Consider the following 14,077-nt stretch of genomic DNA (forward strand, 5'->3'; position numbering starts at 1 on the left):
TAAAGCGCCGGCGCATATTTTTCACCCCTGCGCCACTGGGTACTTTGAGAGCCCTTGTGGTGAGGGGATTTATCCCCGCTGGGTGGCGAAGCCGCCCCAAAACCGCAAACATCGATATATCAGATAGTCCGAGTGCAATGGCTTTACGACTGCTGCGCAGCCCAACGGGGATAAATCCCCTCACCACAGTGGCTTTTCAGCGCAAGTAATCTGTTCGCCTCAAATCGGTGTCCAGCGTACGATAGCCGCCATCTTTTCCAGTCTTGTTATCGGAGTTGCCCATGAGCGCCGTCACTCGCGCAGCGGTGGAAGCCGTCCTCAGCCAATACACCGACCCCTACCTGAACCAGGATCCGGTCAGCGCCGGGTGCGTGAAAAACATCGAGATCATCGGTGACCGCGTCAATGTGCAGCTGGAAATCGGCTACGCCGCCGGTCTGTTCAAGAGCGGCTGGGCGCAATTGCTGCAACTGGCCATCGAAAATCTCGACGGCGTGGTCATCGCTCGCGTCGAGGTCACCAGCGTGATCGCCGCGCACAAGGCCCAGGCGCAGATTCCGGGACTGGCCAACGTCAAGAACGTCGTCGCCGTCGCGTCCGGCAAGGGCGGCGTGGGCAAATCCACTACCGCTGCCAACCTCGCGCTGGCGCTGGCCCGTGAAGGCGCCAAAGTCGGCATCCTCGACGCCGATATCTACGGCCCGAGCCAGGGCATCATGTTCGGCATCCCCGAGCGCACCCGTCCTGAGGTCAAGGATCAGAAGTGGTTCGTGCCGCTCAAGGCCCACGGTGTGGAAGTCATGTCGATGGCGTTCCTGACCGACGACAACACGCCGATGGTCTGGCGCGGGCCGATGGTTTCCGGGGCGCTGCTGCAGTTGGTTACGCAAACCGCGTGGGGCGATCTGGATTATCTGGTCATCGACATGCCGCCAGGCACCGGCGACATTCAACTGACTCTGGCGCAGAAAGTCCCGGTGGCCGGTGCGGTGATCGTCACTACGCCGCAGGACCTGGCGCTGCTCGACGCACGCAAAGGCGTGGAAATGTTCCGCAAGGTCAACATTCCGGTGCTGGGCGTGGTGGAAAACATGGCGGTGCACATCTGCTCGAACTGCGGGCATGCCGAACATCTGTTCGGTGAAGGCGGCGGCGAGAAGCTGGCCACCCAGTACGGCGTCGAACTGCTGGCCTCGCTGCCGCTGTCGATGCTGATCCGCGAACAGGCCGATGGCGGCAAGCCAACCGTGATCGCCGAGCCGGACAGCCAGATTGCCATGGTCTATCAGGAACTGGCCCGCCACGTCGGCGCGCGGATCGTGTTACAGGAAGCGGCCACGCCGGCGATGCCGAATATCACCATCAGCGACGATTGATCAGCGTCGCCTGCAAAAAGATCGCAGCCTCGCTTCGCTCGTCAGCTCCTACACATTTGCCGTAGGAGCTGACGAGCGAAGCGAGGCTGCGATCTTTTGATTTGGTTTTAGATGCGCAAGCCGCCATCCATCTCCAGAATCCGCCCGGTGTAGTAGTCGTTCTCGAAGATATACGCCGCCGAATGGGCAATCTCTTCCGGCTTGCCCATGCGCTTGAGCGGAATGCCCGACGTCATCTTCTCCAGCGCTTCCGGCTTCATGCCCAAAGTCATTTCGGTTTCGATGAAGCCCGGTGCGATGCCCGCCACGCGAATGCCGTAACGCGCCAGCTCCTTCGCCCAGGTCACGGTCGCCGCTGCGACGCCAGCCTTGGCGGCGGAATAGTTGGTCTGGCCGACGTTGCCCGCGCGGGAGATCGAGGAAATATTGATGATCGCGCCGCTGTTCTTCAGCTCGACCATTTTCGCTGCGACTTCACGGGTGCAGAGGAACACGCCGGTCAGATTGACGTCGATCACCGCCTGCCACTGCGCCAGGCTCATCTTGGTCATCTCACCGTCCTTGACCTTCAGCAACAGACCATCGCGCAGGATCCCGGCGTTGTTGATCAGGCCGTGGATGGCGCCGAAGTCTGCGGCCACTTGCGCGACCATATGCTCGACCTGTTCTTCATTGGCGACGTTGCACAGGTAGCTGCGCGCTTCGACACCCTTGGCTTTACAGGCGGCCAAGGCGTCGTCGAGTTTTTCCTGATTCAGATCGACCAGGGCCAGTTTCGCGCCCTTGCCGGCGAAATACTCGGCCATGGAACGGCCCAAACCCTGGCAACCGCCGGTGATAATGATTACTTTGTCGTTGAGTTGCATTCGCATGTCCCGCTGGCAGGTCTGAGTTGTTTTTGTTGTCGGCAACGCTCGATCGGCACCGGTCAGGCCTGGTTGCACACGAACATTTGCCCGATGCGCGCCGGTTACTTTTCGCTGCGCGCCTGTCCGTTTTCTAGACGGAACCCATTTAAGGAGTCACAAATTGAGCGCTGAAGTGGCGAAGAATGCCCGAGAATTGCTTCTCAAGGAATACCGTGGAGTGCTGTCGACCCACTCCAAATCGATGCCGGGTTTTCCCTTTGGCTCGGTTGTGCCGTATTGCCTGGACGAGCAGGGCCGGCCGCTGATCCTGATCAGCCGCATCGCGCAGCACACGCATAACCTGCAGAAAGATCCGAAGTGTTCGATGCTGGTGGGCGAGCGCGAGGCCGACGATGTGCAGGCGGTCGGGCGGCTGACTTATCTGGCCGAAGCGCAGAAGCTCGCAGAACCGGCAGCGATCGAGGCTGCCGCCGAGCGCTATTACCGCTATTTCCCCGACTCGCAGAATTATCACCAGGCCCACGATTTCGATTTCTGGGTGCTCGATCCGGTGCGCCATCGCTACATCGGCGGCTTTGGCGCGATCCACTGGATCGACGATCTGACCTTGGCCAACCCGTTCGCCGGCAAGGCGGAAATCAGCATGGTCGAGCACATGAACAGCGATCACGCCAAGGCCATTGCCCATTACGTCGAGCTGGCCGGGCTGCCCAACAGCACGCCGGCGCAACTGGCCGGCATCGACAGCGAGGGCATGCACCTGCGCATCGGTCAGGCCGTCTACTGGTTGCCCTTCGCGGCGCCATGTAATACGCCGACACAAGTGCGCGAGGCCTTGGTTTCTCTGGCTCACGCCCAGTCCTGGCCGAAAAAAGCGCAAAGTTAAGCTTGAATTCACGCAAGGGCGACGTCATCTAAGGCTTACTGCAAGGCATTTCTTGCGTTGAGGAAACTTTGATGCGCCCTTTTCTGTTGCTCTTTCTGCTGTTTCCAGTGCTGGAGCTGTTCGTATTCGTCAAAGTGGCAGGCTCTATCGGGTTCTTCCCGGCCCTGCTGCTGATCATTCTCGGCTCGATGTTCGGTGTGTTCGTGCTGCGCGTCGCCGGTCTGGCCACCGCATTGCGTGCCCGGGAAAGCCTGAATCGCGGCGAATTGCCCGCGCAGACCATGCTCGAAGGCCTGATGCTGGCACTGGCCGGCGGCCTGTTGATCATTCCCGGCTTCATCAGTGACGTGGTCGGTCTGGTGATGCTGTTGCCGGTCACCCGTCGTCTGCTGGCGAACAAGATGCGCCAGCGCGCTGAAGACCAGGCGATGCGCCAGCGTGCCTTCGCCGACGACCTGCAACCCCGTGGCGGCCCGGCCCCGCGCGAGCCGCTCGGTCGGGAGCCGAATGTGATCGAAGGCGAGTTCGAACACCGCGACAACAAGTGATATCAGCATCGACACGGCACCTGCGGGTGCCGTGCTCGTTTATGGCTGTTATTTGCCGTGTCTGGATGAAAAATTTTTTCCGCCAGCCCTTGTAATCGGCTTGTAAGCCCCTATGTATCGGTCACCGAAAGGTTTCCGGTATTCAAACCGGACAGACTTGCGCGGTTCGCTCGACGGACCGCAACCGGCGCAGGCCGGATTCGTTAAACCCGCCGGGACTACACCGGCCGATGAAAACCACAATTAGGAGAGATCGACAATGAAGCTTCGTCCTCTGCATGACCGCGTCGTCATCCGTCGCAGCGAAGAAGAAAAGAAAACCGCTGGCGGTATCGTCCTGCCAGGTTCGGCTGCTGAAAAAGCCAACCACGGTGTGATTCTCGCTGTAGGCCCGGGCAAAGCTCTGGAAAACGGTGAAGTGCGTGCACTGTCCGTGAAGGAAGGCGACAAGGTTGTGTTCGGTCCTTACTCCGGCAGCAACACTGTGAAAGTCGATGGCGAAGACCTGCTGGTAATGAGCGAGAACGAAATCCTCGCGGTTATCGAAGGCTGATATCCCCGTTCATTTTCCCGCTACTACAAAGTATTTAAGGAATATCGATCATGGCTGCTAAAGAAGTTAAGTTCGGCGATGCCGCCCGTACCAAGATGCTCAAAGGCGTCAACGTTCTGGCTGACGCGGTAAAAGCGACCCTGGGCCCGAAAGGCCGTAACGTGGTTATCGAGAAGAGCTTCGGCGCTCCGACCATCACCAAGGACGGCGTTTCCGTCGCCAAAGAAATCGAACTGGATGACCGCTTCGAAAACATGGGCGCGCAGCTGGTCAAAGACGTTGCCTCCCGTGCCAACGATGACGCTGGTGACGGTACTACCACCGCTACCGTTCTGGCTCAGTCGATCGTCAACGAAGGCCTGAAAGCCGTCGCTGCCGGCATGAACCCGATGGACCTCAAGCGCGGCATCGACAAGGCGACCATCGCCATTGTCAAAGAGCTCAAAGCCCTGTCCAAGCCATGCGCTGACTTCAAAGCCATCGCTCAGGTCGGCACCATCTCGGCCAACTCCGACAACTCCATCGGCGACATCATTGCCGAAGCCATGGAAAAAGTCGGTAAAGAAGGCGTGATCACCGTTGAAGAAGGCTCGGGCCTGGAAAACGAACTGTCGGTTGTAGAAGGCATGCAGTTCGACCGTGGCTACCTGTCGCCATACTTCGTCAACAAGCCGGACACCATGGTTGCCGAGCTCGACGGCCCGCTGATCCTGCTGGTCGACAAGAAGATCTCGAACATCCGCGAAATGCTGCCAGTGCTGGAAGCCGTTGCCAAAGCCGGCCGCCCACTGCTGATCGTGGCCGAAGACGTTGAAGGCGAAGCCCTGGCGACTCTGGTTGTGAACAACATGCGTGGCATCGTCAAAGTCGCTGCCGTCAAGGCACCGGGCTTCGGCGACCGTCGCAAGGCCATGCTGCAGGACATCGCTGTTCTGACCGGCGGTACCGTTATCTCCGAAGAGATCGGTCTGAGCCTGGAAAGCACCACCCTGGAGCACCTGGGTAACGCCAAGCGCGTCACCCTGTCCAAGGAAAACACCATCATCGTTGACGGTGCTGGCGTGCAGGCAGACATCGAAGGCCGTATCGCTCAGATCCGCGCCCAGGTTGCCGAAACTTCCTCGGACTACGACCGTGAAAAACTGCAAGAGCGTCTGGCCAAGCTGTCCGGCGGCGTTGCAGTGATCAAGGTTGGCGCTGGTTCCGAAGTTGAAATGAAAGAGAAGAAAGCCCGCGTTGAAGACGCCCTGCACGCAACCCGCGCAGCCGTTGAAGAAGGCGTGGTACCTGGCGGTGGCGTGGCGCTGATCCGTGCTCTGGAAGCACTGACCGAGCTGACCGGCGACAACGCTGACCAGAACGTCGGTATCGCTGTGCTGCGTCGCGCTGTTGAAGCGCCGCTGCGTCAGATCGCTGCCAACTCCGGTGACGAGCCAAGCGTAGTCGTCAACGAAGTGAAGAACGGCAAAGGTAACTTCGGTTACAACGCTGCTTCCGGCGAATACGGCGACATGATCGAAATGGGCATCCTGGACCCAACCAAGGTAACCCGTTCGGCTCTGCAAGCTGCAGCCTCCATCGGCGGTCTGATCCTGACCACCGAAGCAGCGGTTGCCGACGCACCGAAGAAAGAAGGTGCAGCTGGCGGCGGTATGCCAGACATGGGCGGCATGGGTGGCATGGGCGGCATGATGTAAGCCAGCCCTGGCCCTGTAACGCAAAACCCCGCTGGCGAAAGTCAGCGGGGTTTTTTTATTACCCAAGTTCAGCATCCACCCGAACCAATGTGGGAGCGAGCTTGCTCGCGAAAGCGGTCTGTCATCCGACATGCAAGCCAGTTGAGCCGACAATTCGCGAGCAGGCTCGCTCCCACAGGTGCTTTGTTTCAGGCGTTGATCGGCTGTGTGTTCATCGCTGTAGAAGTCTTGCCAGCCGGGCGATACAGCACCCAGTAATAAGCCCCCAGACAAATCAGCCAGCAGAAAATCGCCGTCCACACGTTGTGCGAAAAGAAGTGCGCACCCTGCATCATGCGGCTGATCGAGAACACCGAGCCCAGCGCAAAGGCGAACACAAACGCCTGCCGCGCCAGTCGCGGGCGGCGGTCACGCAACACGAAGAACAGTGCAAACAGGGTGAACCCGGTTGCCGCATGGCCACCCGGCCAGCAACGTCCCGGCTTGTCCGTGGCGGGGCGATGCTCCATCAGTTTGCTGTAGGTCTCGTGACCGCCGAATTGCTCCAGGCTCCACGGGCATTGCACGGCAGTGACGGCTTTGACTGGAGTGACAAACGAAGTCGCCAGCCCCAGCGACAGCACCAGGCAACCGAGTTCACGCTTGAACGGTTTCAGCCGTTCGATGAAAAACGCGCCGATGAAACCCAGAATGGCAAACACCGAGAAGCCGATCACCAGCTGTTTCGCCCGGTCATGCAGGATGTCTTCAAGAAAATAGCTGTGCCGCCCGATGAAATCCCCCGCGACCGGGTCGTAGAACATTTGCGCCAGAACCATGTCCAGATCGGTCAGTTCGAGCAACAGCAGAATGATCGCCGCCACGGCGGGAATGCCCAGACACAACCACCAGTTCAGCGGTCTTGAAGCGGGAAGGGCAGAGGTCGACACCATGACAGGTTCCTTGGTCGATGAACGGAGGAGAGAGCGTAATCGCGCGGAGTCTGCGCGCGCTGGCGTCGGCGATTTGTTAACCGAAAGTGAAAAAAACGTCGCAGCGCGCGCAGTGCAGGTTTATCGAAAAACGCCCCTAGCCCTGAGCCACACTTGGCCGTAAGCTGCGCGGGCCAAGACGGCCGTTACCCGTTCGGAGGAGATGTCCATGCGAATTCTGCTGGTCGAAGACAACCGTGACATCCTGGCCAATCTGGCCGATTACCTGGGCATGAAAGGCTATACCGTCGATTGCGCACAAGACGGCTTGTCCGGTCTGCACTTGGCGGCGACCGAGCATTACGACCTGATCGTGCTCGACATCATGCTGCCCGGCATCGACGGCTACACCTTGTGCAAACGCCTGCGCGAAGATGCCCGGCGCGATACGCCGGTGATCATGCTGACCGCCCGCGACCAACTCGACGACCGGCTGCAGGGCTTCAAGTCCGGCGCCGACGATTATCTGATCAAACCGTTTGCGCTGTCCGAGCTGGCCGCCCGCGTCGAAGCGGTCATGCGCCGTGCTCAGGGCGGCGGTCGCCGCGCATTGCAGGTCGGTGATCTGAGCTACGACCTCGACACCCTGGAAGTGACCCGCGAAGGCAAGCTGCTCAAGCTCAACCCGGTTGGACTCAAGCTGCTCGCAGTGCTGATGCAGAAGAGCCCGCACGTGCTGCGTCGGGAGATTCTCGAGGAAGCGCTGTGGGGCGATGACTGCCCGGACAGCGACAGCCTGCGCAGCCATGTTCACCAATTGCGCCAGGTGATCGACAAGCCATTCGCCAAGCCACTGCTGCACACCGTGCACGGTGTCGGTTATCGCTTGGCCGAGGGCCGAGATGGAGTTTAAGCAGAGTCTTTCCCAGCGGATCATCATCGCCTTTGCGCTGATGAGCGCACTGGTCGCCGGGGCTTTCGCCATGGGCATTGTTGCGACGGTGCATCTGGTGGAGGAGAAACTCATTTCGGCGGGATTGGGCGGTGACCTGCAACGTTTGCTGCTGATGGACAACGTCTCCGACTGGAGCCATCGCCCCGAGCCGGATCAGCTGTTCTATTTCAGCGGCGGGCCGGGGGATTTCGACCTGCCCAAGGATCTGCGTCACCTCGATGCCGGTTTCCACGAGGTCTTTCGCGAGCAGCTGTCCTATCACGCCATGGTCGAAGTGGTGGATGGTCGGCGTTATGTTTTGCTGCAGGATCAAAGTGATTTCGAAGAGCGCGAGCGCGTGCTGTTTGCCGTGGTGCTGGTGGGCTTCGTGCTCAGCCTGGCACTGGCGGTGTTCCTGGGCTGGGTGCTCGCGCGCAAGGTGATGGCGCCGGTGGTGCGCCTGGCGCGGCAGGTCCGTCATCGCGACCAGTTGCTCGGGCTGGCGCCGCCCCTGGCGCCAGACTACGCGGCGGATGAAGTCGGTGAACTGGCGGTGGCGTTCGATGCCACCCTGGGGCGCTTGCGTCAGGCGCTGAACCGCGAGCGTTTGTTCACCAGCGACGTCAGCCACGAATTGCGCACGCCGCTGATGGTCCTCGCCAGTTCCTGCGAACTGCTGCTGGAAAACCCCGGTATCGATCAGCGCGGTCGCGCTCAGGTCGAGCGTATTGCCCGGGCCAGCGAGGAGATGCGCGAGCTGGTGCAGACCTTCCTGATGCTGGCGCGCGCACAGAACGAAGAGGCCGGCGCCGCGCCGCAGCAAAACCTCTCACAAGTCGCCGAAAGCCTGCTGTGCCTGTGGCGCGAACCGATCGAGCGCAAGGGCCTGAAGCTGATGTTCGAGCCGGGCGATCCACCGGACACTCGTTACAACGCGACCTTGCTCAATGCGGTGATGGGCAACTTGCTGCGTAACGCACTGCATTACACCGAAGAGGGTTTCATTCGCCTTACCCTTACCGCCAGCGGCTTCATCGTCGAGGACTCAGGGGTAGGCATTCCCGAGGAAAAACGCGAGGCGATGTTCGAGCCGTTTGTGCGCGGTAGCGAGAAACGTGGCGAGGGTCTGGGCCTGGGCCTGTCGCTGGTCCAGCGCATTTGCGAAAACCAGGGGTGGACAGTCAGCCTGAGCACGATGGACCCCAATGGCTGCCGATTCGAGGTAGATCTTGGCGTGAATACCGGCAAATAGTGGCTCGAGGCTACTCCCGCCCACCTGTCTAAATCCTGTATAACGTTGTAATACTTTGCAGATTTACCTGACAGAATTTTCACAATTGGATGACCTGACGCTGACACACCGCTGCTTAAGGTGGTGTCATCAGAACAGGAGTCCAGATGATGGCCGACCCGATCAAGCTCGATTTTTCCGAAAAGTACGACGACCAACACGCACAACGTTACCTGCGCAAGCACAAGGAAAGCCTTGGCCGCCGCCTGTCGCACTGGCGCGACGAGCAATTGGGTCGCAAGGCTCTGGCGCTGGCGGGGGATCCCGGTCTGGTGCTGGATCTGCCCTGCGGTGCCGGACGCTTCTGGCCAATGCTCGCGGAGAAACCCAACCGGGTAATCATCGGTGCGGACAATTCCGAGTCGATGATCAACACCGCGCTGCAAGGGCAGCCAGCCGATGTGGTCAAGCGTGTACAACCGCTGCACACCTCGGCTTTCGATATTGCTTTGCCGGATAACGCGGTCGACAGCATCTTCTGCATGCGCCTTCTTCACCACATCGGTGAAGCCGAGCACCGCAAGGTGATCCTGCGTGAATTCGAGCGGGTAACCCGTGACAGCGTGATTGTTTCATTGTGGGTCGATGGCAACTTCAAGGCGTGGAAGCGCAAGCGCGCCGAGCTCGACCGGCCGAATCGTGATTACCAGAACCGCTTTCTGATTCCGGCGGCCACGATCGAAAAAGAATTTGAACAGGCGGGTTTCCGCATTCAGGAACAACTGGACTTTATACCGCTCTATGCGATGTGGCGGGTTTACGTATTACGCAAGAGGTAGAGGATGGCAGTGCAAGCAGCAGTTGAAGCGAATGTCGCTCCACAGGATGGTTTCGATTATTACTGGGCCCAGCGTGGCGATTGGGTTGAAGAGCCCAACGTGCGCCGCGGTGGCGAAAGTGGTGTGCAGCGCATCGTCGGCCGTGACGGCCAGTTGCTGTACGCCAAGCGCCAGACCGGGCACATTTATCGCAGCTGGTTGCACCCCTTCGGTCGCCCGACCGTATTGCGCGAACTCGATGCGCTGACCGGCGTGAGCAAACTCGGCGTGCGCGTACCACAAATCGTCTTTTGCGGCGCGCAACCGGATCCGCAACACAAGTGGCGCGCCCTGCTTGTCACCAAATCCCTCGACGGTTTCCAGGAACTGGAACAGTGGCTGGCTGCCGCCGGTGGTCGCGATCAATGTGGCGACGTGGTTTACGAGAAAGTCCTCAAGGATCTCGCCGAAAACCTGGCGCGCATGCACAAGGGGCGCTGGCAGCACAGCTGCATCTACATCAAACACGTTTTCGTGCGCGTCACCGGTGAAGGCGAAGCGGCGCAGGTTGAAGTGGCGTTGATCGATCTGGAGAAGTGCCGTCAGCGTCTGACACCCTATCGCGCCGCGCAGCATGATATGAAGCAACTGCGTCGCCATTCGTCGTTCCGCGATGCCGACTGGAAAAAACTCGTCTACTTTTATGAGACGGCGTTTGGCAGCGCTATCAAAGGTTTATAGCGATGAAACTCGAAATTGCACGAGGTTTGTTCCTGGTCGGGGCCTTGGCAGTTGCTTCACTGGCGGTGGCTGCCTGGGAGCAGCCGCGCATGCAGGTCATAGGAGCGTCCGGGAACGACGCTCATTGTTCGGTTCCACGGGTGGCGAAAGCCTCCGTGGCGACCCAGCCCGATCATGATTTGCTGTTGTTCATGTTCGGACTGTCTCAGGGAATGAGGCCAGCCAGTTGAAACGATTGAAGCCCAAATAAAAGGCCTCGCAATTGCGAGGCCTTTTATTTGGGATACGGATTGTGTAGGAGCTGCCGAAGGCTGCGATCTTTTGATCTTGCTTGATCGTTCCTACGCTCTGCGTGGGAACGCCTCAAAGGACGCTCCGCGTTCCAATGGGATGCGGAGCGTCCCGAGCTGCATTCCCACGCAGAGCGTGGGAACGATCAAAATACCGCATTCGCGAGCAGGCTCGCTCCCACAGGGAAATGTGCATTATCTGGCATCTGGCTTAGCGAGGAAGGTATAAACACACGGCAGCACGAACAGCGTAAACAGCGTGCCGATCGACATCCCCGTCGCAATCACCATGCCGATATCAAAGCGGCTCACGGCGCCCGCACCGGTGGCCAGAATCAGCGGCACCATGCCGAACACCATTGCCGCCGTTGTCATCAGCACCGGGCGCAAGCGAATCGCCGCTGCTTCCTCCACCGCTTCACGGGCGGTCAGGCCCTTGTCCTTGCGCAACTGGTTGGCGAATTCGACGATCAGGATGCCGTGCTTGCTGATCAGGCCGATCAGCGTCACCAGCCCGACCTGGGTGTAGATGTTCATGCTCGACCAGCCGAGGAACAGCGGAATCAGCGCCCCGCAAATCGACAGCGGCACCGTTACCAGAATTACCAGCGGGTCACGGAAGCTTTCAAACTGTGCGGCCAGCACTAGAAAGATGATCGCCAATGCCAGGGCGAAAGTTACCCACAATGCGCTGCCTTCCTGTACGTATTGCCGCGAGGCACCGCCGTAATCGAAGGCAAACCCGGCCGGTGCTTCTTCGCGGGCAATCTGCAGCACGGTGTCGATGGCTTCGCCCATGCTCACCAGCGGGAAACCGGAAATCTTCGCCGCGTTGAGCTGCTGGAACTGATTGAGCTGGCGCGGCCGTGCGCGGTCGCTGACCTTGATCAAGGTCGACAGCGGCAGCAATTCGCCCTGGGTGTTTTTCACGTAGTAATTATTCAGCCAGTCCGGGTTGTCGCGGTAGGCCCGTTCAACCTGGGCGATGACCTTGTAGCTGCGCCCGTCGATGGTGAAGCGGTTGATTTCCGCCTCGCCGAGCAAGGTCGCCAGCGTGCTGCCGAGGTCGAGCATCGACACGCCCATCTGCGCAGCCTTGTCGCGGTCGATATCCACGACTACTTCCGGCTTGTCGAACGCCAGATCGAGGTCGACGAAGGCGAACTTGCCTGACTCCATGGCGCGCTTCTCGATGCGCTCGGCGACTTGCAGCAGCAGCTCGTAGTCATTGGCGGTGTTGACCACGAATTCGAAGGGCAGGCCTTCGCCCGTGCCGGGCAGGGAGGGCAGGTTGAAACCGAAGATCTGCAGGCCGGGAATGCTCTCCAGTTTGCTCTGCACCTCGGGGAGGATTTCCATCTGCGTGCGGCTGCGCTCGTTCCATGGCTTGAGCAGGAAGCCGCCGATACCGGCCTGCACGCCGTTGTAGCCGTTGATCTGGAACGATGAGTAGTACTCGGGAAACTCTTTGAAGATGGTGATGAATTCGTCGGTGTAGGTGCTCAGGTAGTCGAGGTTGGTCGGCTGCGGTGCGCTGGCCATCATGAAAATGATGCCTTGATCCTCGTCCGGGGCCAGTTCCGACTTGGTGAACTTGAGAAACACCGGAATCAGGCACAGCACGATCACCGCAAACACCAGCACCACCGGCCGCGTATTGAGCGTGCCATGGAGCATGCTTTGATAACGGCGCTTGAGGCCTTCAAAGACGCGGTCGAGGCGATGGGCCAGTCCGCCGGGATTCTCTTCGTGGCGCAGCAGAAACGCGCACATCATCGGCGACAGCGTCAGGGCAACGACGCCAGAAATCACCACTGCTCCAGCCAGGGTCAGGGCGAACTCCTTGAACAACGCCCCGGTCAGCCCGGTGAGGAAACCGATCGGCGCATACACCGCCGCCAGGGTGATGGTCATCGACACCACCGGCATGGCAATTTCCCGCGCGCCTTCCAGGGCTGCGTCGAACGGCGTCTTGCCTTCCTCGATATGTCGGTGGATGTTCTCCACCACGACGATCGCATCGTCCACCACCAGACCGATGGCCAGCACCATGGCCAGCAGCGTCAGCAGGTTCATCGAATAACCCATCATCTGCATGAAGAACATCACGCCGATCATCGACAGCGGAATGGTCACCACCGGGATCACTACCGAACGCAGCGCGCCGAGGAACAGGAACACCACGACGATGACGATCAGCACCGCTTCGAACAGGGTTTTCACCACCTCATCGATGGAGGCCTGAATGAACAACGTCGCGTCGTAGGCGATTTCGCTTTTCAGGTTCGGCGGCAGCTGCGCTTCCAGCTCGGGCATCAGCTTGCGCACCTCCTTGATCACGTCCAGCGGGTTGGCGCCGGGGGTGGCCTTGATGCCGATGTACACCGACGGCGTGCCACCGAACGAGCTGATCGAGTCGTAGTTTTCCGCGCCCATTTCCACCCGCGCGACATCACGCAGCAACACACGGCTGTCGCCATCGACCTTGAGCGGAATCGCCGCGAAGGCCTCGGCGGATTTCAGTTCGGTGTTGGCGTTGATGCTGGTGACGGTGTACTCGCCTTTCACCTCGCCGGCGGCGGAGAGGAAGTTGTACTGGCGCACCGCCGCGGTCACGTCGGCGGCGCTGAGGCCGAAGCCGGCGAGTTTCACCGGGTCGAGCCACAGACGCATGGCGAACACCTGATTGCCGAGAATTTCCGCTTCGGCCATGCCCGGCAGCGTCGCCAGTTTTGGCTGGATGACCCGCGACAGGTAGTCGGTGATCTGCGGGTTGCTCAGGTCCTTGCTGAAGAAACTGATGTACATCAGCGCCGAAGCGTCGGCGGATTCCTTGCTCAGCACCGGGTCTTCGGCGTCCTGCGGCAGCTTGTTCTTCACCTCGTTGGCCTTGGCCAGCAGTTCGGTGAACAAGCGGTCGGTGTTGGCACCGATGCGCGCGTAGATCGAAATCACCGAGAAGTTCTGCCGGCTGACCGAGGTCATGTAATCGATGCCTTCGGCGCTGGCCAGGCTCTGTTGCATCGGCTGGGTGATGTAGCCCTGAATGGTTTCGGCGTTGGCCCCGGGATAAGCCGTGGTCACCGTGATCAGGGCGTTTTCCATTTGCGGGTACTGGCGCAGCGGCAGCTTGCTCCAGGCCTGGAAGCCCAGCAGCACAATCAGCAGGCTGACCACGGTGGCGAGCACCGGGCGGCGGATGAACGGATCGGTAAAAGCCATG

Annotated in this window: 13 protein-coding genes; 10 read left to right on the forward strand and 3 right to left on the reverse strand. The window is 60.0% G+C overall.

Annotated features, from left to right (window positions below; all coding sequences use genetic code 11):
- Nucleotides 1-281: 281 nt before the first annotated feature.
- Nucleotides 282-1,376: an iron-sulfur cluster carrier protein ApbC gene (apbC, locus tag J5M66_RS21320; protein WP_024014150.1), complete on the forward strand. Its 1,095-nt coding sequence runs from the start codon at nucleotides 282-284 to the stop codon at nucleotides 1,374-1,376.
- Nucleotides 1,377-1,483: 107 nt separating this feature from the next.
- Here apbC and J5M66_RS21325 read toward each other — a convergent pair whose 3' ends face one another.
- A complete protein-coding gene (locus J5M66_RS21325; RefSeq protein ID WP_123443729.1) occupies nucleotides 1,484-2,242 on the reverse strand; it encodes an SDR family oxidoreductase in 759 nt (252 codons plus the stop codon).
- Nucleotides 2,243-2,405: 163 nt separating this feature from the next.
- Between J5M66_RS21325 and J5M66_RS21330 the strand changes: the two genes are divergently transcribed.
- The 4 genes from J5M66_RS21330 (at nucleotide 2,406) to groL (ending at nucleotide 5,929) form a co-directional block, all read left to right on the forward strand.
- Nucleotides 2,406-3,131 (forward strand): HugZ family protein, encoded by a 726-nt coding sequence (locus J5M66_RS21330; RefSeq protein WP_095181796.1) that lies wholly within the window; start codon nucleotides 2,406-2,408, stop codon nucleotides 3,129-3,131.
- A 71-nt stretch (nucleotides 3,132-3,202) separates the two neighbouring features.
- Nucleotides 3,203-3,679 (forward strand): FxsA family protein, encoded by a 477-nt coding sequence (locus J5M66_RS21335; RefSeq protein WP_016773418.1) that lies wholly within the window; start codon nucleotides 3,203-3,205, stop codon nucleotides 3,677-3,679.
- A gap of 259 nt (nucleotides 3,680-3,938) precedes the next feature.
- Nucleotides 3,939-4,232: a co-chaperone GroES gene (locus J5M66_RS21340; RefSeq protein ID WP_007916610.1), complete on the forward strand. Its 294-nt coding sequence runs from the start codon at nucleotides 3,939-3,941 to the stop codon at nucleotides 4,230-4,232.
- Between the two features lie 50 nt (nucleotides 4,233-4,282).
- Nucleotides 4,283-5,929: a chaperonin GroEL gene (groL, locus tag J5M66_RS21345; RefSeq protein ID WP_016773419.1), complete on the forward strand. Its 1,647-nt coding sequence runs from the start codon at nucleotides 4,283-4,285 to the stop codon at nucleotides 5,927-5,929.
- Nucleotides 5,930-6,117: 188 nt separating this feature from the next.
- Here groL and J5M66_RS21350 read toward each other — a convergent pair whose 3' ends face one another.
- Nucleotides 6,118-6,861: a phosphatase PAP2 family protein gene (locus J5M66_RS21350; protein WP_206421638.1), complete on the reverse strand. Its 744-nt coding sequence runs from the start codon at nucleotides 6,859-6,861 to the stop codon at nucleotides 6,118-6,120.
- Between the two features lie 208 nt (nucleotides 6,862-7,069).
- Here J5M66_RS21350 and colR point away from each other — a divergent pair, with 208 nt between their 5' ends.
- The 5 genes from colR to J5M66_RS21375 all read left to right on the forward strand — a co-directional run bounded on the left by colR (nucleotide 7,070) and on the right by J5M66_RS21375 (nucleotide 10,794).
- A complete protein-coding gene (gene colR / locus J5M66_RS21355; protein WP_016773421.1) occupies nucleotides 7,070-7,753 on the forward strand; it encodes a two-component system response regulator ColR in 684 nt (227 codons plus the stop codon).
- Complete coding sequence (locus tag J5M66_RS21360; RefSeq protein WP_123443727.1) at nucleotides 7,743-9,026, forward strand: HAMP domain-containing sensor histidine kinase; 1,284 nt, start codon at nucleotides 7,743-7,745, stop codon at nucleotides 9,024-9,026. The genes colR and J5M66_RS21360 overlap by 11 nt, the downstream gene beginning before the upstream one ends.
- Nucleotides 9,027-9,175: 149 nt before the next feature.
- Nucleotides 9,176-9,844 (forward strand): class I SAM-dependent methyltransferase, encoded by a 669-nt coding sequence (locus J5M66_RS21365; protein ID WP_071173442.1) that lies wholly within the window; start codon nucleotides 9,176-9,178, stop codon nucleotides 9,842-9,844.
- A gap of 3 nt (nucleotides 9,845-9,847) precedes the next feature.
- On the forward strand, nucleotides 9,848-10,564 hold the full coding sequence (locus J5M66_RS21370; RefSeq protein ID WP_130899986.1) for a lipopolysaccharide kinase InaA family protein: 717 nt from the start codon (nucleotides 9,848-9,850) through the stop codon (nucleotides 10,562-10,564).
- Between the two features lie 2 nt (nucleotides 10,565-10,566).
- Nucleotides 10,567-10,794, forward strand: coding sequence for a hypothetical protein (locus tag J5M66_RS21375; RefSeq protein ID WP_016773424.1), 228 nt, complete (start codon nucleotides 10,567-10,569; stop codon nucleotides 10,792-10,794).
- A gap of 255 nt (nucleotides 10,795-11,049) precedes the next feature.
- Here the strand turns inward: J5M66_RS21375 and J5M66_RS21380 are convergent, their stop codons facing one another.
- Nucleotides 11,050-14,076 (reverse strand): multidrug efflux RND transporter permease subunit, encoded by a 3,027-nt coding sequence (locus J5M66_RS21380; RefSeq protein WP_207808391.1) that lies wholly within the window; start codon nucleotides 14,074-14,076, stop codon nucleotides 11,050-11,052.
- Nucleotide 14,077 lies beyond the last annotated feature (1 nt).

The sequence above is a fragment of the Pseudomonas sp. 67(2021) genome, from assembly GCF_017491835.1.
Classification (GTDB): Bacteria; Pseudomonadota; Gammaproteobacteria; order Pseudomonadales; family Pseudomonadaceae; genus Aquipseudomonas; species Aquipseudomonas atacamensis.